Consider the following 24986-nt stretch of genomic DNA (forward strand, 5'->3'; position numbering starts at 1 on the left):
CAAATGTTCCGAATTCGGGTTCAGACGAAAATTAAGGTTTGAGGCGCATCTCGGCGGCCATCGCGTGGCCTTGCAGGCCCTCGCCGTAGGCCAGTTCGGCGGCGATCACGCCCAGGGTCTGGGCGCCGGCCTCGCTGACCTCAATCAGGCTGCTGCGCTTCTGGAAGTCGTAGGTGCCCAGCGGCGACGAGAAGCGCGCGGTGCCCGAGGTCGGCAGCACGTGGTTGGGGCCGGCGCAGTAGTCGCCCAGGCTTTCGCTGGTGTAGGCACCGAGGAAGATCGCGCCCGCATGCACCAGGCGCGGCTCCCAGCGGTGCGGGTCAGCGCTGGAGACTTCCAGGTGCTCGGGCGCGATGCGGTTGCTGATCTCGCAGGCCTCGTCCATCGAGCGGGTGACGATCAACGCGCCGCGGCCTTCCAGCGAGGCGCGGATGACCTGCTCGCGCGGCATCGCCGGCAACAGGCGTTCGATCGCCTCGCGGACCTGGGCGACGTAGCCGACGTCGGGGCACAGCAGGATGCTTTGCGCCAGCTCGTCGTGCTCGGCCTGGCTGAACAAGTCCATCGCGACCCAATCGGGCGGCGTCGTGCCGTCGGCCAGCACCAGGATCTCGCTGGGCCCGGCGATCATGTCGATGCCCACCTGCCCGAACACCCGCCGCTTGGCGCTGGCGACATAGGCGTTGCCGGGGCCGGTGATCTTGTCGACTCCGGGGATCGTCGCGGTACCGTAGGCCAGCGCCGCCACCGCCTGCGCACCGCCGATGGTGAACGCACGAGTCACGCCGGCCACGTAGGCCGCGGCGAGCACAAGCTCATTCTTCACGCCCTGCGGCGTCGGCACGACCATGATGATCTCGCCGACTCCCGCCACGTGCGCGGGAATCGCGTTCATCAGCACCGACGACGGATACGCCGCCTTGCCGCCCGGCACGTAGATGCCCACGCGGTCCAGCGGCGTGACCTTCTGGCCCAGCAGCGTGCCGTCCTCGTCGCGGTAGGTCCAGCTCTGGCCGCTGGCCTGCAACTGGCGCTCGTGGTAGCTGCGAACGCGGCGCGCCGCCGCCTGCAGCGCAGCCCGCTGGGCCGGCGTGATGGCGTCGAACGCCGTCTTCAACTCCTCGCGGCTGAGCTCCAACTGCGCCGCGGAGGCGGCCGACACGCTGTCGAAACGGGCGGTGTAGTCCAGCACCGCCGCGTCGCCGCGCTGCCGGACATCGGCCACGATCGCCGCCACCCGCTCTTCGATCGCCTGATCGGTCTCGGCCGACCAGTGGCGCAGGCGCTCGAACTGTTCGGCGAAGTCGGCGGAGGTGGTGTCGAGCTGGCGCAGGTTCAGGGCGGACATGGTGGCGGGCGGGTCGAGGACGGGTCAGGGCTGGATGGCGCTGGCGAAGGCGTCGATCAAAGGGCGCAGGCGATCGCGCTTGAGCTTCAGCGCGGCCTGGTTCACGACCAGGCGCGACGAGATCTCCATGATGCGTTCGACCTCGACCAGGTGGTTGGCCACCAGCGTCTTGCCGGTGGAGACCAGGTCGACGATGGCGTCTGCCAGCCCGGTCAGCGGCGCCAGCTCCATCGAGCCGTAGAGCTTGATCAGGTCGACGTGCACGCCCTTGTCGGCAAAGTGCTGGCGCGCGACCGCGGTGTACTTGGTGGCGACCCGGATCCGCGAGCCCTGCTTGACCATCGCGGCGTAGTCGTAGTCGTCGCGCACCGCGACGCTCATCCGGCATTTGGCGATGTTCAGGTCCAGCGGCTGGTACAGGCCCTCGCCGCCGTGCTCCAGCAGCACGTCCTTGCCCGCCACGCCGAGGTCGGCACCGCCGTACTGAACGTAGGTCGGCACGTCGGTCGCGCGCACCAGCACCACCCGCACGTCGGCCCGGTTCGTGGGCAGGATCAGCTTGCGGCTCTTCTCGGGGTCCTCGGTCACCTCGATGCCGGCGGCCGCCAGCAGCGGCAGCGTCTCTTCGAAGATCCGTCCCTTGGACAGCGCCAGCGTGATCATGGCCGTACCCGCCCAGCCGTCCGGAGGGCACGGCAGTCCCGCGGGGGGTGCGAATGAAGTGAGCTGGAGGTCGTCATTGGGAGACTCTTTCGATGTGGGCGCCGATGCCGCGCAGCTTGGCTTCCATGCGGTCGTAGCCGCGGTCCAGGTGATAGACCCGGTCGACCGTGGTCTCGCCGTCGGCCACCAGGCCGGCGATCACGAGACTGGCCGACGCGCGCAGGTCGGTGGCCATCACCGCGGCGCCCGACAGACGCGCCACGCCGGTCACCATCGCGGTATGGCCGTCGACGTCGATCTTCGCGCCCAGCCGGATCAGCTCGTTGACGTGCATGAAACGGTTCTCGAAGATGGTCTCGCTGATCTTCGCGCTGCCTTCGCTGACGGCATTGACCGCCATGAACTGGGCCTGCATGTCGGTCGGGAACGCCGGATATTCGCTGGTGCGGAAACTCACCGCCTTGGGCCGGCCGCTGGCCTGCACGCGGATCCAGTCCGGGCCCGAGGTGATCGTCGCGCCCGCCTCGCGCAGCTTGTCGATCACCGCGTCCAGGTGGTCGGCGCGGGCGCTCCTGAGCGTCACGTCGCCACCGGTCGCGGCCACCGCGCACAGGAAGGTGCCGGTCTCGATGCGGTCGGGAATGATGCGGTGCCCGCCCTGAGGCGCATGCAGCGAGGCCACGCCCTGCACGCGGATGCAGCGCGTGCCCTGGCCTTCGATCCTGGCGCCCATCGCGATCAGCATGTCGGCCAGGTCGGGGATCTCGGGCTCCTGCGCCGCGTTTTCCAGCACCGTCTCGCCCTCGGCCAGCACCGCCGCCATCAGCAGGTTCTCGGTGCCGGTGACGGTGACCATGTCGGTGGTGATGCGCGCGCCGCGCAGGCGGCGCTGGCCGTCGGCATTCATCGGCGCGACGGCTTGGATGTAGCCGTGCTCGACCGTGATCTCGGCGCCCATCGCCTGCAGGCCCTTGATGTGCTGGTCCACCGGCCGCGAACCGATCGCGCAGCCGCCCGGCAGCGACACCCGGGCGTGGCCGAAGCGCGCCAGCAGCGGGCCGAGCACCAGGATCGACGCGCGCATCGTCTTGACCAGGTCGTAGGTCGCCTCGGTGGTGTTGACGGTGCCCGCGTCGATGCGGACTTCGTCGTCCCGGGCGGCGGAACGCTCGGCCGCGGCCCCCATGTGCCGCAGCAGCTTGATCGTGGTGGCCACGTCCTGCAGCCTGGGCACGTTGGTCAGCGTCACCGGTTCGGCGCAGAGCAAGGCAGCGCAGAGCTCGGGCAGGGCCGCGTTCTTGGCGCCCGAAATCAGCACCTCGCCATTGAGGCGCTGGCCGCCGCGAATAAGGAGTTGGTCCATGGGCTAGGCTCGGTTGCGGGCCGGCAGCGTCGTCAGACGGGGGCGGCGGGTCAGCGTACGCCCCCAACAGGCCGCTGGCGCGTCACCCGAGGCAGCCGGCCTCGGGGGGTCAGTGGGTGTGGGGCGTGCTCGCCGACGGGGTGCTGCTGGCCCACTCCGCCGGCGTGAGGGTCTTCATCGACAGCGCGTGGATTTCCTCGCGCATGCGCTCGCCCAGCGCGGCATAGACGCGCTGGTGACGCCGGATGCGGGTCAGGCCCTCGAACTCGGCCGACACGATGGTGGCGTAGAAATGCTGGCCGTCGCCATCGACCTCCAGATGCGCGCAGGGCAGGCCCTGGGCGATGTAGTGGCGAAGCTGGTCGGGGGTCGGTTGGGCCATGATGGCTCGAATTATCGCCCAAGCCGCGCCGCCGGCGGGCTGCCGGGGCCTCAGCTGCGCAGCTTGTAGCCGGACTTCAGCAGGCCCAGCGTCAGGGCCGCGGTGGCCAGGAAACTGCCGCCCACGATGCCCAGGCTGAGCCAGGGCGAGACATCGCTGACGCCGAAGAAGCCGTGGCGGAAGCCGTCGATCATGTAGAAGAACGGGTTCAGGTGGCTGGCGGCCTGCCAGAAGCCGGGCAGCGAATGCACCGAGTAGAACACCCCGGCCAGCATGGTCATGGGCATCACCAGAAAATTCTGGAAGGCCGCCATCTGGTCGAACTTCTCGGCCCACAGACCGGCGATCAGCCCCAGCGAGCCCATCAGCGCCGAGCCCAGCACCGCGAACACCAGGGCCCAGGCCGGTTGCACGAGGCCGGGCGGGCCGAACCAGACCGTCACCAGCAGCACGCCCACGCCGACCGCCAGGCCGCGCACCACGGCGGCCCCGACGTAGGCCACGTACCAGGCCCAGTGCGACAGCGGCGTCACCAGCAGGAACACCAGGTTGCCGGTGATCTTGCTCTGGATCAGGCTCGACGAGGTGTTGGCAAAGCTGTTCTGCAGCACGCTCATCATCACCAGCCCCGGGATCAGGAAGCTGGTGTAGCCGATCTGGTTGTACACCTTGACGTGGTCCTGCAGCACGTGGCCGAAGATCAGCAGGTAGAGCACCGCCGTCAGCACCGGCGCGCCCACGGTCTGAAAGCTGACCTTCCAGAAGCGCAGCACTTCCTTGTAGAACAGGGTGCGGGCACCGGCCAGACGCCGGTGCGCCCGGGCGACCGGCACGTTGCTGGCGGCCGCCCGCCCCGGTTCGATCCGGCTTGCGTTGGCCGTCGTCGTCTCGCTCATGCCGCCACCTCTTGTTGACCCGACGCACCGTGCATGATGGCCAGGAACACGTCTTCCAGATCCGCCCGGCCGATCTCCAGATCCTCGGCCTTCACCCCGGCCTCGCGCAGCCGCGCCAGCACCGTCTCGACCCCCGCCGCGTCGCGTGCCGGCACCTGGGCGATGCGGCCCGTCACCCGCGAGCGCGTGGCCAGGTCGGCCGGCAGCGCGTCGTCGGTCTTGAAGCGCAGCATGCAGCCCTTGGTGGCCGACAGCAGGTTGGCGGTGCGATCCAGCGCCACCACGCGGCCGCTCTTGAGCATCGCGATGCGACCGCACAGCGCCTCGGCCTCTTCCAGGTAATGGGTAGTCAACAGCACCGTGTGCCCCTGCTTGTTGAGCCGGGCGATGAACTGCCACAGGGTCTGCCGCAGCTCGACATCGACCCCCGCCGTGGGTTCGTCCAGCACGATCACCGGCGGCTTGTGCACCAGAGCCTGGGCCACCAGGACCCGGCGCTTCATGCCGCCGGAGAGCTGGCGCATGTTGGCGCCGGCCTTGTCGCCCAGCCCCAGCCCGTCCAGCAATTCATCGATCCAGTCGTCGTTGTGGCGCACGCCGAAGTAGCCGCTCTGGATGCGCAGGGTCTCGCGCACCGAGAAGAACGGGTCGAACACCAGTTCCTGCGGCACGATGCCCAGCGCGCGCCGCGCCGCCGCGTAGTCGGTCACCACGTCGTGGCCCATCACGCTGACCCGCCCCGAGGTGGCACGCGCCAGGCCCGCCAGAATGCTGATCAGTGTGGTCTTGCCGGCCCCGTTCGGGCCCAGCAGGCCGAAGAATTCGCCCTCTTCGATGTCGAAGCTGACGCCGTCCAGCGCGCGAACGGCACCGCGGGCGCCCGAGAAGGTCTTGACGACGCCTTGGAATGAAATGGCTGGCATGGGCGGGCATTGTAGGGAGAGCCCCCTTTGGACGTGTCGCGTAGGGGTGCTAGATTGGACCACCCGCCCCAGCCCCAGGCCTTGCATGCGCAAGCCTGCTCCCCTCTCCATGCAAGCCAAGAAGCCGCGCCGCACCGCCGAGCGCATTCTCGAAGTCACGCTCGACCTGTTCAATCGCTTCGGCGAGCCCAACGTGTCGACCACGCTGATCTCGGCAGAGCTGGGGATCAGCCCGGGCAACCTCTATTACCACTACCCGGCCAAGGACGAGTTGATCAACTCGCTGTTCGACCGCTACGAGAAATCGCTCAACGAGTTGCTCAACGCGGCCGACGACGTCCGCAACGTCGAGGATGCCTGGTTGTTCTTCCACATGCTGTTCGAGCTGATCTGGGACTACCGCTTCCTGTACCGCGATCTCAACGATCTGCTGAGCAAGAACCGCCGGCTGGAGACGCATTTCCAGTTCGTGCTCAAGAACACCTCGCGCGCCGTGGAGGCCGTGCTGTCAGGCCTGGCGCGCGCCAGCGCCATGCGCATCGACCGCGCGGACGCCAGCGCGGTCGCCACCTCGATGGTGGTCGTGCTGACCTACTGGCTCAGCTACGAATACGTGAGGGAACCGCGCAAGGCGCTGGAGGCCGAGCACGCCGCCAGCACGCTCGCGCGCGGCGCCTGGCACGTGCTGAGCCTGCTCGGTCCCTACCTGAGCGCCGACGCGCGCGCCCACCTGAACACCCTGGCCGGCAGCTACCGGGACGCCTGACGTTCCTGCGCCGCGCCGGCCCCACCCCTGCCTGGAGACCCCCGATGGCCCGCTGGTCCGCCTTTCCCTACGATGCTGGCCCCTATACCTACGGCGCGGCCGCACTGAAGAAGCGCTGGACCCGCCTGCATGCCGGAGATGCCGAGCCCTGGCCGGCAGACCCGGCGGTGCAGGCCGCCTGGGCGCTCTACCACGCCGGCCAGTTCCAGGCCGCGGCGCAAGCCGGCATGCAGGCCGGTGGCGCCGGCATCACGGTGGCCAACAAAGCCCAGTGCATCTATGCCAACTACCTCGAGAAGAGCGAGAAGACCAAGCTTGCGCTGTTCACCGAAGCCGCCGAGCGGGCTGCCGCCCAGGCGGCGGCCGACCCGCGCAACCCCAACGCCCATTACCTGCAGGCCTATGCGCTGGGGCGCTACAGCCAGGGCATCAGCGTGGCCAAAGCCCTGACCCAGGGCCTGGGCGGCAAGGTCAAGCAGGCGCTGGAAACCGCCATCCGGCTGCAGCCCCGGCATGCCGACGCCCACATCGCGCTGGGCACCTTCCACGCCGAGGTGATCGACAAGGTCGGCAAGTTGCTGGGCAAGACCCAGGGTGCCGATGCGGCCACCGGATTGAAGCTGTTTCGCGAGGCGCTACGCCTGAACCCCGACAGTGCGATCGCCCGCGTCGAATACGCGAATGGCCTGGTGATGCTGGAGGGCGACAAGAAGATGGCGGAGGCCGAGCAGCTGTACCAGGAGGCTGCCGCCGCCGAGGCGATGGACGCGATGGAGCGGCTGGACATCGAGATGGCCAAGGCCGAACTGGAAGACTGAAGCCGGCAGCCCGGCTCAGGCGCCGTCGCCCCAGGGCAGCATCAACGCGAGGTACAACAGCTTGTCGAATTCGGGCTGGAACCGGGCGACGATGGCCTCCGGGTCCGGGCACAGGACGTCGTCGCTGATCAAGCCGAACTGCACGCCGCCGGCGTAGCTGAGGATGCTCACGCCCAGCCCGATGTCGCCGCTTTGCGGCACCCAGAACATCACCTGGCGAACCGTTCGCCCGCACAGCGTCAGCGCCTGCGTGGGTCCGGGCACGTTGGTCATCACCGCCGTCGTCTTGCGCGAGAAGAGGTTCAGCAGCGCGTCTTGCAGGGGCTTGACCAGCCAGCCCGCCGCCGCCAGCAGCGCGAAGGTCATGACCGGCTGGTAGCCGCCCTTGAGGTCGGCCATGCGCGCACGCACCACGGCCAGGCGCTCGACCGGGTTGGCCAGGCCGACCGGCAGGACCAGCGGCACCAGGCCGAACCGGTTGCCCAGCTTCCAGGCCTGGTCGAGCGGGCGCAGGTTGACCGGCACCATGGCCCGCAACTCCTTGCCGTCGGGTTCGTCGCCGCGGCTGCGCAGGTACTCGCCGATCGCACCGGCCACGCAACTCAGCAGCACGTCGTTGATCGACGCCCTGAGCGCCTGCCCGACCGCCTTCACGTCGGCCAGCGGCAGCGGTTCGCCCCAGGCCACGCGTTTGCCCGGCGTGGCCTTGCCCTTGAGCACGCTGTGGGAGTCGTCGGGCATCAAAGCCAGCGACGCCGCGTCGCTCAGCAGTTGATAGCCGGCCCGGGCCATCTCGCCGCCGTCGGACAGGCGGTCGATCGACTTGGCCACGCCGCCGCCGGTCAGGCCCGCGGCCCGGGCCGCCAGATCGGTCAGCGGCTGGATCAGCGCGTCGCTCAGCCAGTCGCCCTCGCGGGCCCCGGCCGCGGCGCGCTGGCCGGTCGGCGGGGGCTGGCCGCCGTCGGTCATCGACAGCGCGACGGACACCAGCGCGATGCCGTCGCCGATGCAGTGATGGATGCGCAGGATGAAGGCGCTGCGGCCGGCGCCCGAACCCTCGTCCAGATGCTCGACCAGATGAAACTTCCACAGCGGCCGCTGGGGATCGAGCGGCACCGAGGTCAGCTCGGCCACCCGCTGCTTCAGGGCCTCCAGCGGCGGGCGGCTGCGGGACCTCGCCAGGGTCTCGCGCACCACATGGGCGTCGAGGTCGAAGTCCGGATCGTCGACCCACAGCGCGCCCAGCGCGTCATGCACCACCTTCTGGCGGAAGCGGTCGTATTTCAGCAGCGTGTCGCGCACCCGATCGCGCATCGCCCGCAGGTCGATCCCCGGCTCGATCAGCCAGACGCCGACGATCATCATCAGGTTGGCGTCGTTGTCCATGCGCAGCCAGGCGGTGTCGACGCGCGACATGCGTTCGCCAGCGGGAGATGACATGAAGCCTTACCTCGTTCTGTTGGACGCCGCAACCGGCAGCGTGCTGGTTAACATCCCTCGCGTCAAGCTGGCTTAACCCAGCGCTTCACCCGAGGAGATCCGCGATGGCTGACCTGAAATCGACGTTCGAGCAGGCCGTGATCGACAGCAAGCAACTGCCCGAAAAACCGGACAACATGACCTTGCTGAAGATCTATGCACTGTACAAGCAGGCCACGACCGGCGACGCGCAAGGCAAGCGCCCGGGCTTCGGCGATCTGGTCGGCCGCGCGAAATTCGATGCCTGGGCCGGCCTGACCGGCACGTCGGCCGACGACGCGATGCAGCAGTACATCGACCTGATCGCGTCGCTCAAGGATTGACGCCGCGCGGCGCACGGCCGCGCGTCCGCACCGCATCACTTCTTCTTGGCCTGCTCGCGGGCCAGCGCGTCGTCGAGTTGCTTCTGCACCTCGGACTCGATCTTCGTCGCGAAGGCCCCCAGCAGGAAGCCGAGCTTGGCCTGAAGCTCGAAATGCTGACCCGACACGATCATGCTGCCGGTCACGCCGGCGCGGCTGAACTGCACCGTGTCGCTGGTCTCGCCTTCGAGGATGCTGCATTCCATGTCGAAGCTCTTTTCGACGTGCTCGGCCCATTTCAGCGCCACCTTGCGGGCGCGGGCCAGGCCCAGACGGTGGTCGCGATGGATGTGGATCTCTGCCATGGAATCGGTGCAAGTCGTTGGGGAGGGAAGGCGCCGGGGAAAAACAGCGGTCAATCGGCGGCTGCCGGGGCCGACAGCAGCTTGCGCAGTGTCGCGTCGCGCTCGTCCCGTGGCAAGGCCGCCAGGTGCCGCACAGCGGCGTAGAAGCGTGCGAAGTCGCCGCCTTGCTGCCTGAACAAGGCCTCGAAGGCGGGCACCCAATGGGTGTACGCGGCCAGCATGCCCAGCGACGCGTTGTTGGCGTGCTGGAAAAAGGCGTCGTAGCCGTCGTAGCCGGCCCAACGCTGGCGCTTGAGCTGGGCATAGTCGCTGCGCAGCGCGGCCATCAGGCGGACCTTGCCCTCCCGCTTGTCCGCGTCGGACCGTTCGCTGCGGTACAGCGCGTCGAGCGCCGCACGGTAGCGCTGCGTCAGCGCCTGGACGTCGCGCCGGCGCGCGTCGATCTCGCGGTATTGCGCCAGCGCCGCGGGCGAGCCCTGCTCTCGCAGCCAGCGCTCGGCGCCCAGGCGCTCGACGGTGGTGGCGAAGCTTTCGTTGAACTCGGTGTCGCCGGCCGCGTAGACCTCCTGGTGAGCCAGTTCGTGGAAGATCAGACGCGCCAGCTCGCCCTCCGGCCACTGGATGAAGCTCGACAGCAGCGGGTCGCCGCCCAGCCAGTTGGAGTAGCCCAGCGTCGAGTAGGCCGGAACCGGATAGACGCGCACCTCCAACCCCTGGTCGCGCAGGCGCTGCGCGGCGGCCTCGGCACGGGCCAGCACGTCGTAGCCACGGTACGCGACGCAGCCCACGATCGGGAAGCACCAGGTCTTGAGCTGCAAGGACAACTCGGGCGCCGCCACCACGTTCCACACCGCCGCCGGGCGCTTCAGATCGGCATAGGACCGATAGCTGCGGTTGTCGGGCAGCTTCAACTCGTCGACCGCGAAGTCGCGCATGCGCTGGCTCAGCAGCAGGCGCTGCCGCAGCGCCGCCGGCAGTTGCTCGTCATGGAGCCAGTCGCTGACCGGCCGCGCGCTGGCGAGCAGGCCCAGGTGTCCCTGCGCCGACTGCGCCAGATAGCCCACGCTGCTGCAGCCGCTGCTGAGACAGAGTGCGGCGATGCTCGACGCCGCCAGCACCCCGCTCGCCAGCGCGGCCCGGCGCCAGCGCCGACCTGTCGATGGCCGGCCGGTCACCGCAGGCCGTCGGACCGCTTCACAGCGCCGCCACCTCGACCAGGCAGTCGTAGAACGCCGGCGCACGGCCCAGGTCGGTGAGCTGCTGGTGGGTCAGTTCGTTGACGTTGGTGCCGTTGCGGCCCAGCTTGCGCCACCATACCCCCAGGCCATGGACCACGCCCCGCCGGGCCCGAGCGCTGACGCGCGCGGTGCAGTGGTACTCGCCGCGGTCGTTGAAGACGCGCACGCCCTGCCCGTCCGTCACGCCGCGCGAAGCCGCGTCGTCCGGGTGGATCTCCAGCAGCGGCTCGCCCTCGATGTCGCGCAGGCTCTTGACGTTGACGAAGGTGGAGTTGAGAAAGTGGCGCGCCGGCGGTGAAATCATCGCCAGCGAAAAGCGCTGCGCCAGCTCGGGCGTGCTGGCGGCGCTCTCGTGGTTGGGCAGGTGGTCGGGCAGCGGCACGCCGGGCGCGCAGGCGCGGGCTTTGCCACTGGGGGTGGCGAAGCCGCCGTCGGCAAACGGGGCGTCGGGCAGCGGCAGCTTGATCCAGCCGTCCCGGCGCAGACGATCGAAATCGACCGCATCGTCGAGCGCCTGGCGCGCCAGCGCGAGGTCGTCGTCCCCGAAGCAAGGGTCGTCGAAGCCCATGCGTGCCGCCAGTTGACGAAAGATCTCCGCGTTCGAACGGGCCTGGCCGCGCGGCCCGATGGCGGGCTCGTTGATCAACAGGTAGGTGTGGCCGTAGCTGGTATGCACGTCCCAGTGCTCCAGCTGCGTGGTGGCCGGCAGCACGATGTCGGCGTGATCGGCGGTGTCGGTCAGGAAATGCTCCAGGACCACCGTGAACAAGTCGTCGCGCGCGAAGCCCCGGACCACCTTGCGCGACTCCGGCGCCACGGCCACCGGGTTGCTGTTGTAGACCACCACCGCCTCGATCCTCGGGCCGAACGCGGTGGACGACTCGCGCAGCAAGTCATCCCCGATGGTGCTCATGTTGATCGTGCGCGGCCGGCGGCCGGCCAGCAACTCGGGCCGGTACAACCCGGCCTCGTTGCGCACCGACTTGAACCAGCCCGACGACGACAGCAGCAGCCCTCCCGCCGGATGGCGCCAGGCGCCCACCAGGCACGGCAGCAGCGCCACCAGACGCACGGCGTTGCCGCCGCCATGCACGCGCTGCATGCCGTAGTTCAGGCGGATGGCCGCCGGCGCCGTGGCGCCGTAGTCGCGCGCCAGTCCGCGCACCTCGTCGGCCGTGAGGCCGCAGGTCTGCGCCACCCGTTCGGGCGGCCACGACAGCGCGCGCTCGCGCAGCTCCGGCCAGCCTTCGACGTGGCGGGCCAGGTAGTCGTGGTCCAGCCAGTCATGGACGATCAGCTCGTGCATCAGCCCCAGCGCCAGCGCGCCATCGGTGCCCGGCAGCAGGGCGATGTGCTGATGGCACTTTTCGGCGGTCTCGGTGCGCCGCGGATCGATCGCGATCAGCTTGGCACCGGCGCGCTTGGCGGCCTGGGCGAAGGTCCAGAAGTGCAGGTTGGACGCGATCGAGTGGCTGCCCCAGATCAGGATCAGCCGGCTGTGGGCGAACTGCTCCAGGTGCATGCCCAGCTTGCCGCCGTAGGTCATCTCCATCGCCGCGCCGCCGGCCGAGGCGCAGATGGTCCGGTCCAGCAGCGACGCGCCCAGGCGGTGGAAGAAGCGCGCGGCCATCGCCTCGCCCTGCACCAGGCCCATCGTGCCGGCATAGCTGTAGGGCAGGATCGCCTGCGGATCGCGCGCGGCGATCTCGCCCAGGCGGGCGACGACCGTGTCCAGCGCCTCGTCCCAGCCGATCGGCTCGAAGCGTCCGGACCCTTTCGGGCCGACCCGGCGCAGCGGCGTCAGCACCCGCTCGGGGTGGTCGGTGCGCTCGGCGTAGCGCGAGACCTTGGTGCACAGCGCACCGTGGGTCGGCGGGTGGTCCGGATCGCCCTGGATCTTCACGATGCGCGTGCCGTCGGTGGTGACCCGCATCGCACAGGTGTCGGGACAGTCGTGCGGGCAGGCGCCGTGGACCGTCCGCGTCGTCGGCAAGGTGTTCATGGCGGGAATGATGTCACATGCCAGTTGTCCTCTCAGGGATATCACAGCGGGCGAAGCGCCGAAGATTTGCAAGAATCGCCCACGGCGTCTCGTCTTCATCGCAGTACCCATGCATCCCAATGTCTCCCGCCGGGCTGCCTTGCGCACCCTGGCCGCCGCCGGCAGTTCGCTGAGCCTCTCCGCTACCCGTGCCGCCAGCCATGGCGACCGCCTGGTCCTGGGCCAGTCCGCCGCCTTCAGTGGCCCGGCGGCCCAATTGGGGCTTCAGCTCAATCGCGGCGCGCGCCTGTGTTTCGATGCCTTCAACGCCGCCGGCGGCCTGAACGGACAGCAGATCGAGTTGCGCACGCTCGATGACGGTTACGAGCCCGCGCGCTGCCTGGCCAACACCGAGAAGTTCCTGGCCGACGACGTCTTCGCGCTGTTCGGCTATGTCGGCACGCCGACGTCGCTGGCGGCGCTGCCGCTGATCAAGACCGGCGACACGCCGTTCTTCGCGCCGTTCACCGGGGCGATGGCGCTGCGCGAGCCGATGCTGCGCCAGGTCTTTCACGTGCGCGCCTCGTACGACGACGAGACCGCCCTGATCGTCCGCCAGCTGACGTCGCTGGAACTGAACCGCATTGCCGTGTTCCGTCAGGACGACAGCTACGGCCAGGCCGGGCTGGACGGCGTCACCAAGGCGCTCAAGGCGAAGAACCTGGCCCCGGTGGCGGTCGGGACCGTGGCGCGCAACAGCGTGGATGTCGACGCCGCGGTCAAGACCATCCTCGCCGCCAAACCCAATGCCGTGGTGCAGATCAGTGCCTACAAGAGCTGCGCGGCCTTCATCCGGGCGGCCCGCGCGGCAGGCTATGGCGGGACGTTCTACAACGTGTCCTTCGTGGGCACGCAGGCGCTCGCCGACGAACTCGGGCCGGCGGCGCTGGGCGTGGTCGTCAGTCAGGTCATGCCGTATCCCTACAGCGGCACGCTGGCACTGGTGCGCGAATACCTCGCCGCCATCCAGCAGGCCGGCGGCGATGCGCATCCGAACTATTCCAGCATCGAGGGCTATGTCGCCGCGCGCGTGTTCATCGAGGGCTTGCGCCGGGCGCGCAGCGTCACGCGAGACGGCCTGGTGAACGGGCTGGAATCGCTGCAGGGCCTGAACCTGGGCGGATTCCCGCTGTCGCTGAGTCCGCGCTCGCACGTGGCGTCGCACTTCGTCGACCTGTCGATGCTGACCGGCGACGGCCAGGTCCGCCGCTGAACACGGGCACCTGCGGGTGCCCGCACCCGCAGCGGGGCCGGAACGGCGCGGGTAATATCGTTCCAACCCTGGGAGACACCATGCCCCTCATCGCCGACATCGTGGCCGAACAGGCCCCCATCGCGCGCCTGCGCCGCGACCTGCATGCCCACCCGGAGCTGTGCTTTGAAGAGGTCCGCACCGCCGACCTGGTGGCCTCGAAACTGACCGAGTGGGGCATTGCCATCCACCGCGGCATGGGCGGCACCGGTGTCGTCGGCATCGTGAAGAACGGCAGCAGTCCGCGCGCCATCGGCCTGCGGGCCGACATGGACGCACTGCCCATGACCGAGCACAACCGGTTCGCCCACGCCAGCCGGCATCCGGGCAAGATGCACGCCTGCGGTCACGACGGCCACACCGCGATGCTGCTGGCCGCGGCGCAATACCTGGCGAAGCACCGTGCGTTCGACGGCACGGTCTACCTGATTTTCCAGCCGGCCGAAGAAGGCGGCGGCGGCGCGCGAGAGATGATCAAGGACGGCCTGTTCCAGAAGTTTCCGATGGAGGCGGTGTTCGGCATGCACAACTGGCCCGGCATGCGTCTGGGCCAGTTCGCGGTCTGCGACGGGCCGGCGATGGCCAGCAGCAACGAGTTCAAGATCACCATCACCGGCAAGGGTTCGCACGCGGCGCTGCCGCACAACGGCATCGACCCGGTGCCGGTGGCCTGCCAGATGGTGCAGGCCTTCCAGACCATCGTGACGCGCAACAAGAAGCCCACCGATGCGGCCGTGATCTCGGTGACGATGATCCACACCGGCGAGGCCACCAACGTCGTGCCGGACCACTGCGTCATCGAGGGCACGGTGCGCACCTTCGCGCTCGATGTGCTGGACCTGATCGAGCGCCGCATGCGCGAGGTGGCCCAACACACCGCGGCGGCGTTCGGTGCCAGCGTGCAGTTCGAGTTCCTGCGCAACTATCCGCCGACCATCAACCATGCCGCCGAGGCGCAGTTCGTGCGCGGCGTGATGGCCGAGTTGGTCGGGGCCGACGACACCCTCGCCTTCGAACCGACGATGGGGGCCGAGGACTTCAGCTACTTCCTGCTGGAAAGGCCGGGGGCCTACTTCGTGATCGGCAACGGCGAAGGGGTCGGCGACACCGACCACCGCGCCGCGGGCCACGGCCTGGGGCCGTGCACCCTGCACAACCCCAACTACGACTTCAACGACGAGGCGATCCCGCTCGGAGCATCGCTGTGGGTGAAACTGGCCGAGACGTGGCTCGCCCCTCGGTGAGGTCCCTTTTTGACCGGCGATGGTCCTTCGGTGGTCTGGCGAACGACGGGCGGCATGGGTCATGATCCGGCCATCCCCACTGCTGAGACACCGCCATGCCTGCTGCCCCGTCCTGCGCCACCGCGCTCCTGCTGATCGACGTCCAGGCCTCGTTCACCGCCCGGCCCTTCTGGCGTGACGCCGAGCTGCCGGCCTTCCTGGCCCAGTGCAACCGCCTGATCGAGGGTTGCCGGTCGCGGCAGGTGCCCATCGTGCGAATCTTTCACACCGACGGGCCGGACAGCGCCGACAACCCGTTTTCTCCCGCCAGCGGGCTGGTGCGGCCGCTGGCCGGATTGCAGTCCTTCGACGCGGCGCTGACAATCGACAAGCACCGCCACAGTGCGCTGGTGGGCACGGGCTTGCCGATCTGGCTGCACCGTAACGGCATCCGCCGGCTGATCGTCGCTGGCATCCGCACCGAGCAATGCTGCGAGACCACGGCCCGCCACGCCAGCGACGAGGGCTGGGACGTCGACTACGTGCTCGACGCCACGCTGACCTTCGACATGATCACGCCCGAGGGCCGCACGCTCGACGCCGCCGCGATCCGCGAGCGCACCGCCACCGTGCTGGCCGGGCGCTTCGCCACCATCACGTCGGTCGAGCAGGCACTGGAGCGCGCCGCGTGACGGGAGGTCGGGCCATCGCCGCAGCGCCGCGCGTGGAGGTGCTGTTCGTCGTGCTGCCCGACACCTTGCTGCTGGACCTGGCCGGCCCGGCCGAGGCGTTCCGGCTGGCCAATCAGCAGTTGCAGCGCCAGGGCAGGCCACCTCTGTGGCGGCTGCGCTTCGCCGGTCCGCGCGCCGACGTCACTTCATCGGTCGGCCTGCAGCTGAGCCAGCTGGAGCCGCTGCCGGCCGCGTTGTCGCATCCGACCTGGGTGGTGCTGATGGGCCGCCCCGGCGACGCGATGCAGGTGGTCCGGCACCAACGACCCTGGCTGGAGGCGCGGCACTGGCTGGCCAGCGTGCTGGCGCCGGCGCTGGCCGCACCGGCCACCTCGCACCGGCTGCTGACGGTCTGCGTCGGCTCGCTGCTGGCCGCCGATGCCGGCCTGCTGGGTGGGCGCAACGTCACCACGCACCATGAGCTGCTGGACGACCTGGCGCATCTGGCGCCCGCCGCGCAGGTGGTGGGCAACCGGGTGTTCGTCGAGGACGGCCCGCTGCTGTCGAGCGCCGGCATCACCGCCGGCATCGATCTGGCGCTGCACTGCATCGCGCAACACGCGGGCGAGGCCCTGGCGGCGGCCGTGGCCCAGGTGATGGTGGTGTTTCATCGCCGCGCCGCGGGCGACCCGGAACGCTCACCCCTGCTGGCCTGCCGCAGCCATCTTCACCCCGCCGTGCACAAGCTGCAGAACGCGGTCTGCGCGGCGCCCGCCGGGCCCTGGCCTCTGGCGCGGCTGGCCGAGGTGGCCCACGTCACGCCGCGCCACCTCACCCGCTTGTTCCTGCAGCATGCCGGCGTCTCGCCGCGTACCTACGTGGAGGCGGTTCGCCTGAGCCTGGCCACCGAAGCGCTGGGGGCCGGCGCGCCCCTGACCCGGGCGTTGGCGGTGTCCGGCTTCAGCTCCGAGCGCCAGTGGCGCCGCGCCCGCGCGCGCCACCCGTCAGCAGGCGCGGTCACGGCATGACACCCTAGTCGAGGTCCGCGCTCAGCAGTTGCCGCGCGACCAGGTCCCGCTCCAGGCCCTGCGGGTCGGCGAACAACACGCCGGCCATCCCCAGCGCGCGGGCCGCATCCACATTGTGCTGGACATCGTCGATGAAGACCGTCTCGCCGGCGGTGATGTCGAAACGCTGCAGCGCCAGCCGAAAGATCGCCGGATCGGGCTTGCCGACCCCCACCGAGGAGGAGAACACGCCATCGTCGAACCAGCGCATGAACGGATGGGTCGCGAGCAGGTGCGCCGCAAAGGGCGCAGGCATGTTGGACAGGTAGTAGAGACGGCGGCCGGCGTCGCGCAGTCGGCGCATCAGCGCGACGGTGTCGGCCTGCGGGGCCAATTCGTCGGGCACCGCATCGACCACCGCCTGGACTTCGGACCGTCGCAGGCCGGTGCGATCGGCAACGCGGCGGCACAGTTCGTCGGCGTCGATCAGGCCGAGATCGAAGGCGCCCCAGTCCCCAGTGTAGCCCTGGAAGAACTGGCCCTTCCAGTGCGCCGCGTCTTCCGGCGTGCGGGCGCGCTCCGGCAGCACCCGGGCCAGCAGGCGCAGTGGGTTCCAGTGGAACACCACACCGCCGAGATCGAAAATGACATGCTCCGGTTTCATCGCCACGCCTTCTCCTGCCGAACGGGATTCGCCTCAGCGCAACCGGGCCAACAAGCCCGCGGTGGAGGCATCCAGCCCTGCCGCGTCGCCGGTGGCGAAACGCGGCAGCAGTTGGTTGCACAACGCCTTGCCCAACTCCACGCCCCATTGATCGAAGGAGTTGATGCCCCACAGCGCGCCGCTGACGAACACGCGATGCTCGTACAGCGCGATCAGCGCGCCCAGCGAGCGAGGCGTCAACGCGTCCAGCACCAGCGTCGTGCTGGGGCGGTTGCCCGGAAAGCTGCGATGCCGCGCCAGCACCTGCCGGTCCAGCGTCGCCGAGGCCGTCGGCGCGGCCTCGCCAGCGGCCTCGGCCGTGCCCTTGCCGACCATCAGCGCCTGGCTCTGGGCCAGGCAATTGGCCAGCAGCTTGGTGTGCTGGTCGGCCAGCCCCTGGCGCATCGCCGCGGGCAGCCCCGTATCGCCAGGATGCGCGGACTTGACGGCGATGAACTCGACCGGGATCACGTCGGTGCCCTGGTGCAGCATCTGGAAATAGGCATGCTGCCCGTTGGTGCCCGGCTCACCCCACACCACCGGGCTGGTGCCGAAGGGCAGTGCACGGCCAGCGAGGTCCACGCACTTGCCATTGGACTCCATCTCCAGTTGCTGGAGATAGGCCGGCAGCCGCTTGAGGCCCTGGTGATAGGGCGCGACCGAGCGGCTGCCGAAGCCGTGGAAGTTGCGGTACCAGAGGTCCAGCAGCCCCAGTTGCATGGGCAAGTTGGACGCCAGCGGGGCGTGCACGAAGTGCTCGTCCATCGCCCGGGCACCCGCCAGGAAGTCCCGGAAGCGCGCGGCGCCGATGGCGATGGCCACCGGCAGCCCGATCGCGCTCCACAACGAATAGCGCCCGCCGACCCAGTCCCAGAATCCGAAGGTGTCGGTGATGCCGAACTGGCTCGCGGCGGCGAGGTTGGTGGTGACGCCGACGAAGTGGCGGGCCGTGTCGGTCCCGCCCTGGGCGAGGAACCAGGCCCGCGCCACGTGGGCATTGGCCATCGTCTCCTGGGTCGTGAAGGTCTTGGAGGCGACGATGAACAAGGTGCGCGCGGGATCCAGCCGCGCCAGCACCGGAGCGATGTCGTTCCCATCGACGTTGGAGACGAAATGCATCCGCAGCCCCGGCTGGCTGAAGGCCTCCAGCGCGGGCACGGCCATCTGCGGCCCGAGATCGGAGCCCCCGATGCCGATGTTGACCACGTCGGTGATGCCGCTGGCCGCGGTGTCGCGAACCCGGTCGGCGAAGGCCAGCACGCGGTCGAGCACGGCGTGCACCTCGTCGCTGAACGGCCCGGCGCCGCGGGGCGCACGCAAGGCGGTGTGCAGCACGGCACGGTCTTCGGTCAGGTTGATCGGCTCGCCGGCGAACATCGCATCGCGCCGCTCGGTCACCTGGCAAGCCTGGGCCAATTCGACCAGCAGGCGGCGGGTGGTCTCGTCCCACAGATTCTTGGACAGGTCGGCAAACACCTCGGGCGCCTGCAGGCTGAAGCGGGTGAAGCGGCCGGCGTCCCGCACGAAGGCCTCGCGCAGATCCAGCGTGCGGCCGTGGGCTTCGTGGTGGCCTTTCAACGCCGCCCAGGCGAGCGTCTCGTCACAGCGCGGAGCGGTCATGCGTTCGCTCCCAGGATCAGGGCGTCCAGCTTGGCGGCATCGGCCACGAACTGGCGAATGCCCTCGGCCAGCTTTTCCGTGGCCATCGCGTCCTCGTTCAGCGCCATCCGGAACGAGGCCTCGTCGTGGTGGACTTCGGGCAGGTCCATGTCCCGCGCACTCTGCTCGTCCAGCGCCGGCGCCAGCGGCGCCTCGCAGGCCTGCAACTCGCCCAGCAACTCGGGGCTGATCGTCAGCAGATCGCAACCCGCCAGCGCCACGATCTGGCCCAGGTTGCGAAAGCTCGCCCCCATGACCTCGGTGGCGATGCCGAACTTCTTGTAGTGGTTGTAGATGCGGGTCACCGACCGCACGCCCGGGTCGTTCGACCCGGCCATGGCCGATTCGCTCCAGGCCGAGCCGGCCTGCTTCCTGGCCCAGTCGTAGATGCGGCCGACGAACGGGCTGATCAGGCGAACCCCGGCGTCGCCACAGGCCACCGCCTGGCAAAAACTGAACAGCAGCGTCAGGTTGCAGTGGATGCCCTCGCGCTCGAGCACGCGGGCGGCCTGGATGCCTTCCCAGGTCGACGCGATCTTGATCAGCACGCGCTGCCGGTCCACGCCGGCCGCCTCGTACAGGCCGATCAGGCGGCGCGCCCGGGCCAACGTGGCCGGGGTATCGAACGACAGGCGGGCATCGACCTCGGTCGATACCCGGCCGGGCACGACCTTCAGGATCTCCAGCCCGAAGCGCACCAGCACCTGATCGACCACCTCGGCCAGCGGTGCACCCCGACAGGCCGCGACGGTGTCGTACAGCAGGGGCTGATAGTCGGGCTGCTGGACCGCCTTCAGGATCAGCGACGGATTGGTCGTGGCGTCACGCGGCGTGTAGCGCGCCATCTGCCGGAAATTGCCGGTATCGGCCACCACGACGGTGTATGCCTTGAGTTGTTCGAGCTGGTTCATGTCAGGGCCGACGGCGCCCAAAAACGCGCCGCCTGGCCGGACCTCATTAGAACCCGACCCGAACGACGCCGGGGTTCGAGCCGGTTACATCCGGGGCGGCCGGCCGGCACGCGCCGCAGACATTGACCGCCTCAAGAAACTCATGCATCATCCAGCATGTAACTTAATTACACTTCCGAATCATGTCTTTCGATCTCGTGTTCTTTGGTGGCACCGGCGATCTGACTTGGCGCAAGCTGATGCCGGCGCTGTTCCAGGCCTTCCGCCACGGCAAGCTTCCGGCGGGTGGGCGCATTCTGGCAGTGGCCCGCGACGAGCGAAGCGACGACGAGTACCGGGCGTTCATCCGCGAGCGTTTTTCCGAAGTCGAGAGCTCCAAGCGTCCCAGCGACGAGGAATTCGCCCGGTTTGCGGCCCTGCTGCACTACCGCCGCATGGATTTGTCGCAACCGTCGGACTACGCCGGCTTGAAGGCGTGGCTGGACGAGCGTTCGGCCGACACCACGGTGCTTTACCTGGCCACCAGCCCACACCTGTTTCCGGCCATTTGCGAGCAACTGGGCGTGGCCGGCCTGAACGGGCCCAGGGTGCGCGTGGTGCTGGAGAAGCCGCTGGGACACGATCTGGCCAGCGCGCAGGAAATCAACCGCGTCGTACGCTCGGTGTTCTCCGAGCAACAGGCCTTCCGCATCGACCATTACCTGGGCAAGCCCTCGGTGCAGAACCTGATGGCGCTGCGCTTCGGCAATGCGTTGTTCGAGCCGTTGTGGCGGCGCGAGAGCATCGCCAACATCCAGATCACGCTGGCCGAAAGCCTGGGCGTGGGCACGCGCGGCGACTTCTATGACCGCACCGGAGCGCTGCGCGACATGGTGCAGAACCATGCGCTGCAACTGCTGACGATGATCGCGATGGAGCCGCCGCCCACCAACGACGCGGATGCGATCCGCGACGAGAAGCTGAAGGTGCTGAAGTCGCTGCGCCCGTTCACGCCGGACAGCGTGGCGCGCGACGTGCTGCGGGGCCAGTACAAGGCCGGCACGGTCGACGGCAAGGCGGTGCCCGGCTATCTGGACGAAGTCAAGGTGCCTGCCGGCAGCCAGTGCGAGACTTTCGTGGCGCTGCGCACGGAAGTGCAGAACTGGCGCTGGGCCGGCGTGCCGTTCTATTTGCGCACCGGCAAGCGACTGGCGGCACGCGATGCCCAGATCGTGGTCAATTTCCGGCCGGTACCGCACACCATCTTTCCGGGTGCGGCCCAGGCCAACCGGTTGGTGATCAAGCTGCAACCCGAGGACGGCCTGGAGTTGCATCTACTGGCCGCCAAGGGGTCGGGCCACAGCGAGGTGCTGGCACCGGTATCGCTCGACCTCGACTTCGACAAGGCCTTCCCCAGCGAGCGGGTGGGCGCCTACGAGCGGTTGCTGCGCGATGCGATCGCCGGCCGCCTGAACTTGTTCGTGCGCAGCGACGAGCAGGAGCAGGCCTGGCGCTGGGTGGAGCCTGTGCTGGAAGCCTGGCAGCGCGACCCCAGCAGCCTGAAGACCTATGCCGCCGGCAGTTGGGGACCGCCCGCGGCCAGCGCCCTGGTGGCGCGCGACGGTTTTGCCTGGGCGGAAGAGCAGTGAGCGCTGCGCAGCGGCGCCGCCCCCCGTCAGCAGGGCAGGAACGCCCCGGGCCGTACACTGGCGGCCATGCTTGATCGTATCCGCGCGTCCATCCCTGCCCTACCGCCTGCCGAGCAGCGCGTGGCCAAGCTGGTCCTGTCGGATCCGCGCAGCTTCGCTTCGATGCCGGTCGGCGAACTGGCGGAGCGATCGCATGTCAGCAAGCCCACGGTCGTTCGGTTTTGCCGCAGCGTCGGCTACGACGGCCTGGCCGATTTCAAGCTCAAGCTGGCCGGCACGGTCAACGAGGGCGTGCCCTTCGTGCACCGTTCGGTGGACGAGGACGACAAGCCCGGCGACATCATCGTCAAGGTGATCGACAACGCGGTCAGCGCGTTGTTGAAGTACCGCAACGACGCGGCCAGCCACGCTTTCGAACGTGCGCTGTCGGCGCTGACCGAAGCGGCCCGGCGCGGCGGTCGCATCGAGTTCTACGGCGCAGGCAATTCCGGCATCGTCGCGCAGGACGCGCAGCACAAGTTCTTCCGCCTCGGGGTGAATGCCGCGGCGCTGAGCGATGGCCATGTCCAGGTGATGAGCGCCACGATGCTCAAGCCGACCGACTGCGCGGTGATCTTCAGCAACTCGGGCCGGAGCAAGGACTCGATCGACGTGGCCGAGTTGGCGATGCGCAAAGGCGCCACGCTGATCGTGATCACGGCCAGCGCCTCGCCCTTGGCGCAGATGACCCAGAGTGCCGGCCAGATCCTGTTGGCGGCCGATCATCCGGAAGACTTCGAGCGCTACAGCCCGATGGTGTCGCGCATGCTGCACTTGATGATCGTCGACATCCTGACCACCGGTGTCGCACTGAGGCTGGGCCCCGCCCAGCGCCCGATGCTGCAGGAGATCAAGCGCAACCTGCGCATGCGGCGCTACGTGCAACCGACCGACTGACCGCCGTTCAGTCGACGGCGGGCAGCGCCAGCAGGTCCTGCACGCCGTACAGATGCGCCAGCTCGCGCAAACGCACGGGGGCATGGTCCACCTGCAGCTCGCACTGCCTCTGGATGGCCAGCCGCCGGCACTCCAGCAACACGGCCAATGCCGACGAATCGATCTGGGTCAGCGCAGAGGCATCCAGCCGCAGTGGCCCGGGCGGCGCCGAACTGATGGCCTGCGCCAGGACCGCCAGCGTGGCTCGCGCGTCGCGCAAGGTCAGTTGGGCAGGGAGCGCCAGCATGCCTGCCATCAACCCTTGCGCGGAGCAGCCGCGGCCTTGTTCTTTTCAGCCAGCTTGGTGATCAGACCGTCCAGGCCGACGGAGGCGATCTCTTGCGAGAAGCTGCTGCGGTACTGGTCGACCAGCCAGACGCCCAGTACGTTGACGTCGTAGATCTTCCAGCCATCGGCCAGTTTTTCCAGCCGGTAGTCCAGTTGGATCGGATCGCCACGACCCTTGATCTCGGTGCGCACGACCACTTCGGTGTCGGAGGACGAACCGCGGAACGGCCGCAACTGAACCGTCTGGTCCTTCACCTGCGTCAGCGCGCCGGCATAGGTGCGCACCAACAGCGTCTTGAATTCCTCCTGGAGCCGCTTTTGCTGCTCGGGGGTCGCGGTACGCCAGGGGCGGCCGACCGCCGACGCCGTCATGCGCTGGAAGTCCAGATTGGGCATCACCTTCGCGTCGACCAGGGTGATGATGCGCGAAACGTCGCCGGCTTGAATGGCCTTGTCGGCCTTCACCGAATCGATCACCTCTCCCGACAACTGCTTAATCAGACCGTCAGGCGTGGTTTGCGCCTGGGCCTGCGCTGCCGGCGCCGCGACCATGGCGGCCATGACGGCCACCGGAGCCAACCAGCGCTGCATCGAATTCATCCACATGTCTCAACCTTTCAGCGGAACTGCCGCCTTGATTCAACGCCAGCGAACCAGAACGGTTCACCGGCAAGCGTGTCAAATTGCGTGAAGACGCGCGTCAGCGTCCGCCGTCCGAGGGACGATCCTCAGGCAGATCGGGCGGATTGCCGTCATACAGCTGGCTGCGGCGATGAGCCAGATACGCATCCCGCAAAAAGCTGTACTTGTCGAGCGCGATGTCGTCGAACAACTGGGTGGCCCCCAGCAGGCCTGCACGGGCGCTGACCAACTGCAACGAAGTCACACCCAGGGTCGCCGACGTGCCGTCGCCAACGAACCGGGACGGGCTCGCCAGACCCCGATCGAGTGGCAGCGCCAAGGTGTCGCGCATCGTCGAGGGGCCCAGCACCGGCAGCACCACGTACGGACCCGACGGAAAGCCCCAGTTCCCCAGCGTCAGACCGAAATCCTCCGACTGCCGTTCCAGACCGAATTCGGTGGCAGGATCGAGCACGCCGCCCAGTCCGAAGACGCTGTTGGTCGCAACCCTCAGCGTCATCTGCGCCGCTTGCATGACCTTGCCTTGCAGCAACTTGTTCAGCGCCGACCAGGCGTCGCCGAAATTGCCGAAGAAGTTCTCGACGCCCTGGCGCGCCAGCGACGGCACGACGCGCCGATAGCCCTTCGCGACCGGTTGCAACAGCGCGGTGTCGAGCTTTTCGTTGAAGGCGAACATCTTCCGGTTGAAAGACTCGAAGGGATCTCGCCGGGAGGTCGCCCCCCCCTCGTCCGGCGCCGCCGCCATCGGCTCGGACGCCGCCACGCCGGGCAGCACGACCTCGGGGGCACTCGCAGATGCAGCTGCCGGCATCACGGATGCGGCCGGCGATGGAGCGCTGACGGCCTCCTGTGCATGGATCCCTTGGACCATCGCCAGCGCGCAGACCAGCGCACACGGCAGGTCACCCCATCGACGGTCCCACCGGTTCACTTCTTCGCCCCCGCATCGCCGCCCGCATCGGCCGCCTTGCTGAACAGGAGCTGGCCGATCAGGTTTTCAAGCACGATGGCCGACTGGGTTTGCTTGATGGTGTCGCCCGCGACGAAGTTCTTTTCGTCGGCGCCGGGCTCGATGCCGATGTACTGGTCGCCCAGCAGGCCGGCGGTGAGGATCTTGGCCGAGGAATCCTTGGGGAAATCAACGCCCTTGTTGATCTCCAGGGTCACCACGCCTTGATAAGTCTTGGGGTCCAGGGCGATGGACTTGACCCGTCCCACCGTCACGCCGGCAGAGCGCACGGGGGCGCGGGCCTTCAGGCCGCCGATGTTGTCGAAGCGAGCCTGCAGCACATAGCTGTCGCCGCCTCCCGCCAGACTGCCGAGGTTGGCGGCCTTGAGTGCCAGAAACACCAGCGCCAGCGCGCCCAGCAGCACAAACAGGCCGACGAGGATTTCGATGCTTTTCTTGTTCATGGTGTGAGAGATTCCTGCCCAGCAGCTTGG

General features: G+C 68.7%; 26 protein-coding genes. 9 read left to right on the plus strand and 17 right to left on the minus strand.

Features of this window, described 5'->3' with window-relative positions; all coding sequences use genetic code 11:
- Positions 1 to 31: 31 nt before the first annotated feature.
- From hisD to AC0N04_RS01145, 6 genes are all read right to left on the minus strand, one after another.
- Positions 32 to 1348, minus strand: a complete 1317-nt coding sequence (gene hisD, locus AC0N04_RS01120) for a histidinol dehydrogenase (RefSeq protein ID WP_474277758.1) — start codon at positions 1346 to 1348, stop codon at positions 32 to 34.
- A 24-nt stretch (positions 1349 to 1372) separates the two neighbouring features.
- Entirely contained in the window at positions 1373 to 2011 is a 639-nt protein-coding gene (gene hisG / locus AC0N04_RS01125) for an ATP phosphoribosyltransferase (RefSeq protein ID WP_474277760.1), read from the minus strand.
- Between the two features lie 73 nt (positions 2012 to 2084).
- Positions 2085 to 3374: a UDP-N-acetylglucosamine 1-carboxyvinyltransferase gene (gene murA, locus AC0N04_RS01130; RefSeq protein WP_474277762.1), complete on the minus strand. Its 1290-nt coding sequence runs from the start codon at positions 3372 to 3374 to the stop codon at positions 2085 to 2087.
- A 109-nt stretch (positions 3375 to 3483) separates the two neighbouring features.
- Positions 3484 to 3756 (minus strand): BolA family protein, encoded by a 273-nt coding sequence (locus AC0N04_RS01135; protein WP_474277764.1) that lies wholly within the window; start codon positions 3754 to 3756, stop codon positions 3484 to 3486.
- A gap of 50 nt (positions 3757 to 3806) precedes the next feature.
- Positions 3807 to 4562, minus strand: a complete 756-nt coding sequence (locus AC0N04_RS01140; RefSeq protein WP_474279021.1) for an ABC transporter permease — start codon at positions 4560 to 4562, stop codon at positions 3807 to 3809.
- Positions 4563 to 4648: 86 nt separating this feature from the next.
- Positions 4649 to 5575, minus strand: a complete 927-nt coding sequence (locus AC0N04_RS01145) for an ABC transporter ATP-binding protein (RefSeq protein ID WP_474277766.1) — start codon at positions 5573 to 5575, stop codon at positions 4649 to 4651.
- A 109-nt stretch (positions 5576 to 5684) separates the two neighbouring features.
- Here AC0N04_RS01145 and AC0N04_RS01150 point away from each other — a divergent pair, with 109 nt between their 5' ends.
- Together AC0N04_RS01150 and AC0N04_RS01155 are read left to right on the plus strand one after the other, a co-directional pair.
- Positions 5685 to 6341, plus strand: a complete 657-nt coding sequence (locus AC0N04_RS01150; protein WP_474277768.1) for a TetR/AcrR family transcriptional regulator — start codon at positions 5685 to 5687, stop codon at positions 6339 to 6341.
- A gap of 44 nt (positions 6342 to 6385) precedes the next feature.
- Complete coding sequence (locus tag AC0N04_RS01155) at positions 6386 to 7159, plus strand: hypothetical protein (RefSeq protein WP_474277770.1); 774 nt, start codon at positions 6386 to 6388, stop codon at positions 7157 to 7159.
- A 15-nt stretch (positions 7160 to 7174) separates the two neighbouring features.
- On the opposite strand, the gene AC0N04_RS01160 is transcribed toward AC0N04_RS01155, so the two are convergent.
- Entirely contained in the window at positions 7175 to 8599 is a 1425-nt protein-coding gene (locus AC0N04_RS01160; protein ID WP_474277772.1) for a wax ester/triacylglycerol synthase family O-acyltransferase, read from the minus strand.
- A 104-nt stretch (positions 8600 to 8703) separates the two neighbouring features.
- On the opposite strand from AC0N04_RS01160, the gene AC0N04_RS01165 reads away from it, so the two are divergent.
- A complete protein-coding gene (locus AC0N04_RS01165) occupies positions 8704 to 8961 on the plus strand; it encodes an acyl-CoA-binding protein (RefSeq protein ID WP_474277774.1) in 258 nt (85 codons plus the stop codon).
- Positions 8962 to 8996: 35 nt separating this feature from the next.
- Here AC0N04_RS01165 and AC0N04_RS01170 read toward each other — a convergent pair whose 3' ends face one another.
- Genes AC0N04_RS01170 through AC0N04_RS01180 form a run of 3 tightly spaced genes read right to left on the minus strand, consistent with a single transcriptional unit; the run spans position 8997 to position 12545 of the window.
- Positions 8997 to 9305: a polyhydroxyalkanoic acid system family protein gene (locus tag AC0N04_RS01170; protein WP_474277776.1), complete on the minus strand. Its 309-nt coding sequence runs from the start codon at positions 9303 to 9305 to the stop codon at positions 8997 to 8999.
- 50 nt (positions 9306 to 9355) lie between these two features.
- Positions 9356 to 10480, minus strand: coding sequence for an aminopeptidase (locus AC0N04_RS01175; RefSeq protein ID WP_474277778.1), 1125 nt, complete (start codon positions 10478 to 10480; stop codon positions 9356 to 9358).
- Between the two features lie 19 nt (positions 10481 to 10499).
- Complete coding sequence (locus AC0N04_RS01180; RefSeq protein WP_474277780.1) at positions 10500 to 12545, minus strand: molybdopterin-containing oxidoreductase family protein; 2046 nt, start codon at positions 12543 to 12545, stop codon at positions 10500 to 10502.
- Between the two features lie 109 nt (positions 12546 to 12654).
- Here AC0N04_RS01180 and AC0N04_RS01185 point away from each other — a divergent pair, with 109 nt between their 5' ends.
- The 4 genes from AC0N04_RS01185 (at position 12655) to AC0N04_RS01200 (ending at position 16758) form a co-directional block, all read left to right on the plus strand.
- Positions 12655 to 13797, plus strand: a complete 1143-nt coding sequence (locus AC0N04_RS01185; protein WP_474277782.1) for an ABC transporter substrate-binding protein — start codon at positions 12655 to 12657, stop codon at positions 13795 to 13797.
- A gap of 80 nt (positions 13798 to 13877) precedes the next feature.
- Positions 13878 to 15080, plus strand: a complete 1203-nt coding sequence (locus AC0N04_RS01190) for a M20 aminoacylase family protein (RefSeq protein WP_474277784.1) — start codon at positions 13878 to 13880, stop codon at positions 15078 to 15080.
- 95 nt (positions 15081 to 15175) lie between these two features.
- On the plus strand, positions 15176 to 15751 hold the full coding sequence (locus AC0N04_RS01195; RefSeq protein ID WP_474277786.1) for a cysteine hydrolase family protein: 576 nt from the start codon (positions 15176 to 15178) through the stop codon (positions 15749 to 15751).
- Positions 15748 to 16758: a GlxA family transcriptional regulator gene (locus AC0N04_RS01200; protein WP_474277788.1), complete on the plus strand. Its 1011-nt coding sequence runs from the start codon at positions 15748 to 15750 to the stop codon at positions 16756 to 16758. The genes AC0N04_RS01195 and AC0N04_RS01200 overlap by 4 nt, the downstream gene beginning before the upstream one ends.
- Before the next feature lie 4 nt (positions 16759 to 16762).
- On the opposite strand, the gene AC0N04_RS01205 is transcribed toward AC0N04_RS01200, so the two are convergent.
- Genes AC0N04_RS01205 through tal form a run of 3 tightly spaced genes read right to left on the minus strand, consistent with a single transcriptional unit; the run spans position 16763 to position 20010 of the window.
- The gene (locus tag AC0N04_RS01205) at positions 16763 to 17401 is read right to left on the minus strand and encodes an HAD family hydrolase (protein WP_474279023.1); all 639 of its coding nucleotides are present in this window, start codon (positions 17399 to 17401) and stop codon (positions 16763 to 16765) included.
- A 33-nt stretch (positions 17402 to 17434) separates the two neighbouring features.
- Positions 17435 to 19060, minus strand: a complete 1626-nt coding sequence (gene pgi, locus AC0N04_RS01210; RefSeq protein WP_474277790.1) for a glucose-6-phosphate isomerase — start codon at positions 19058 to 19060, stop codon at positions 17435 to 17437.
- Positions 19057 to 20010, minus strand: a complete 954-nt coding sequence (gene tal / locus AC0N04_RS01215) for a transaldolase (RefSeq protein ID WP_474277792.1) — start codon at positions 20008 to 20010, stop codon at positions 19057 to 19059. The genes pgi and tal overlap by 4 nt, the downstream gene beginning before the upstream one ends.
- A 182-nt stretch (positions 20011 to 20192) precedes the next feature.
- Between tal and zwf the strand changes: the two genes are divergently transcribed.
- Entirely contained in the window at positions 20193 to 21638 is a 1446-nt protein-coding gene (zwf, locus tag AC0N04_RS01220; RefSeq protein WP_474277794.1) for a glucose-6-phosphate dehydrogenase, read from the plus strand.
- Positions 21639 to 21704: 66 nt separating this feature from the next.
- Positions 21705 to 22574 carry a MurR/RpiR family transcriptional regulator gene (locus AC0N04_RS01225; protein ID WP_474277796.1) on the plus strand — a complete coding sequence of 290 codons (870 nt, stop codon included), beginning with the start codon at positions 21705 to 21707 and terminating at the stop codon, positions 22572 to 22574.
- A 7-nt stretch (positions 22575 to 22581) separates the two neighbouring features.
- On the opposite strand, the gene AC0N04_RS01230 is transcribed toward AC0N04_RS01225, so the two are convergent.
- The 4 genes from AC0N04_RS01230 to mlaD all read right to left on the minus strand — a co-directional run bounded on the left by AC0N04_RS01230 (position 22582) and on the right by mlaD (position 24956).
- Positions 22582 to 22860: an STAS domain-containing protein gene (locus tag AC0N04_RS01230; RefSeq protein WP_474277798.1), complete on the minus strand. Its 279-nt coding sequence runs from the start codon at positions 22858 to 22860 to the stop codon at positions 22582 to 22584.
- Between the two features lie 8 nt (positions 22861 to 22868).
- A complete protein-coding gene (locus tag AC0N04_RS01235) occupies positions 22869 to 23462 on the minus strand; it encodes an MlaC/ttg2D family ABC transporter substrate-binding protein (protein ID WP_474279025.1) in 594 nt (197 codons plus the stop codon).
- Between the two features lie 139 nt (positions 23463 to 23601).
- On the minus strand, positions 23602 to 24318 hold the full coding sequence (locus AC0N04_RS01240) for an MlaA family lipoprotein (RefSeq protein ID WP_474277800.1): 717 nt from the start codon (positions 24316 to 24318) through the stop codon (positions 23602 to 23604).
- Positions 24319 to 24470: 152 nt separating this feature from the next.
- On the minus strand, positions 24471 to 24956 hold the full coding sequence (gene mlaD / locus AC0N04_RS01245; protein WP_474277802.1) for an outer membrane lipid asymmetry maintenance protein MlaD: 486 nt from the start codon (positions 24954 to 24956) through the stop codon (positions 24471 to 24473).
- Between the last annotated feature and the right edge of the window lie 30 nt (positions 24957 to 24986).

It is taken from the genome of Ideonella sp. sgz306126, from assembly GCF_056032705.1.

Bases quoted from the DNA above. Each gene is read 5' to 3' on its own strand.
- zwf (WP_474277794.1), top strand. From the start codon at position 20,193: ATGTCTTTCGATCTCGTGTTCTTTGGTGGCACCGGCGATCTGACTTGG.
- AC0N04_RS01180 (WP_474277780.1), bottom strand. From the start codon at position 12,545: ATGAACACCTTGCCGACGACGCGGACGGTCCACGGCGCCTGCCCGCAC.
- mlaD (WP_474277802.1), bottom strand. From the start codon at position 24,956: ATGAACAAGAAAAGCATCGAAATCCTCGTCGGCCTGTTTGTGCTGCTG.
- AC0N04_RS01190 (WP_474277784.1), top strand. From the start codon at position 13,878: ATGCCCCTCATCGCCGACATCGTGGCCGAACAGGCCCCCATCGCGCGC.
- murA (WP_474277762.1), bottom strand. From the start codon at position 3,374: ATGGACCAACTCCTTATTCGCGGCGGCCAGCGCCTCAATGGCGAGGTG.
- AC0N04_RS01225 (WP_474277796.1), top strand. From the start codon at position 21,705: ATGCTTGATCGTATCCGCGCGTCCATCCCTGCCCTACCGCCTGCCGAG.
- AC0N04_RS01185 (WP_474277782.1), top strand. From the start codon at position 12,655: ATGCATCCCAATGTCTCCCGCCGGGCTGCCTTGCGCACCCTGGCCGCC.
- AC0N04_RS01155 (WP_474277770.1), top strand. From the start codon at position 6,386: ATGGCCCGCTGGTCCGCCTTTCCCTACGATGCTGGCCCCTATACCTAC.
- AC0N04_RS01195 (WP_474277786.1), top strand. From the start codon at position 15,176: ATGCCTGCTGCCCCGTCCTGCGCCACCGCGCTCCTGCTGATCGACGTC.
- AC0N04_RS01160 (WP_474277772.1), bottom strand. From the start codon at position 8,599: ATGTCATCTCCCGCTGGCGAACGCATGTCGCGCGTCGACACCGCCTGG.
- AC0N04_RS01165 (WP_474277774.1), top strand. From the start codon at position 8,704: ATGGCTGACCTGAAATCGACGTTCGAGCAGGCCGTGATCGACAGCAAG.
- hisG (WP_474277760.1), bottom strand. From the start codon at position 2,011: ATGATCACGCTGGCGCTGTCCAAGGGACGGATCTTCGAAGAGACGCTG.
- AC0N04_RS01235 (WP_474279025.1), bottom strand. From the start codon at position 23,462: ATGGCCGCCATGGTCGCGGCGCCGGCAGCGCAGGCCCAGGCGCAAACC.
- AC0N04_RS01150 (WP_474277768.1), top strand. From the start codon at position 5,685: ATGCAAGCCAAGAAGCCGCGCCGCACCGCCGAGCGCATTCTCGAAGTC.
- pgi (WP_474277790.1), bottom strand. From the start codon at position 19,060: ATGACCGCTCCGCGCTGTGACGAGACGCTCGCCTGGGCGGCGTTGAAA.
- AC0N04_RS01135 (WP_474277764.1), bottom strand. From the start codon at position 3,756: ATGGCCCAACCGACCCCCGACCAGCTTCGCCACTACATCGCCCAGGGC.
- hisD (WP_474277758.1), bottom strand. From the start codon at position 1,348: ATGTCCGCCCTGAACCTGCGCCAGCTCGACACCACCTCCGCCGACTTC.
- AC0N04_RS01205 (WP_474279023.1), bottom strand. From the start codon at position 17,401: ATGAAACCGGAGCATGTCATTTTCGATCTCGGCGGTGTGGTGTTCCAC.
- AC0N04_RS01170 (WP_474277776.1), bottom strand. From the start codon at position 9,305: ATGGCAGAGATCCACATCCATCGCGACCACCGTCTGGGCCTGGCCCGC.
- tal (WP_474277792.1), bottom strand. From the start codon at position 20,010: ATGAACCAGCTCGAACAACTCAAGGCATACACCGTCGTGGTGGCCGAT.
- AC0N04_RS01230 (WP_474277798.1), bottom strand. From the start codon at position 22,860: ATGCTGGCGCTCCCTGCCCAACTGACCTTGCGCGACGCGCGAGCCACG.
- AC0N04_RS01145 (WP_474277766.1), bottom strand. From the start codon at position 5,575: ATGCCAGCCATTTCATTCCAAGGCGTCGTCAAGACCTTCTCGGGCGCC.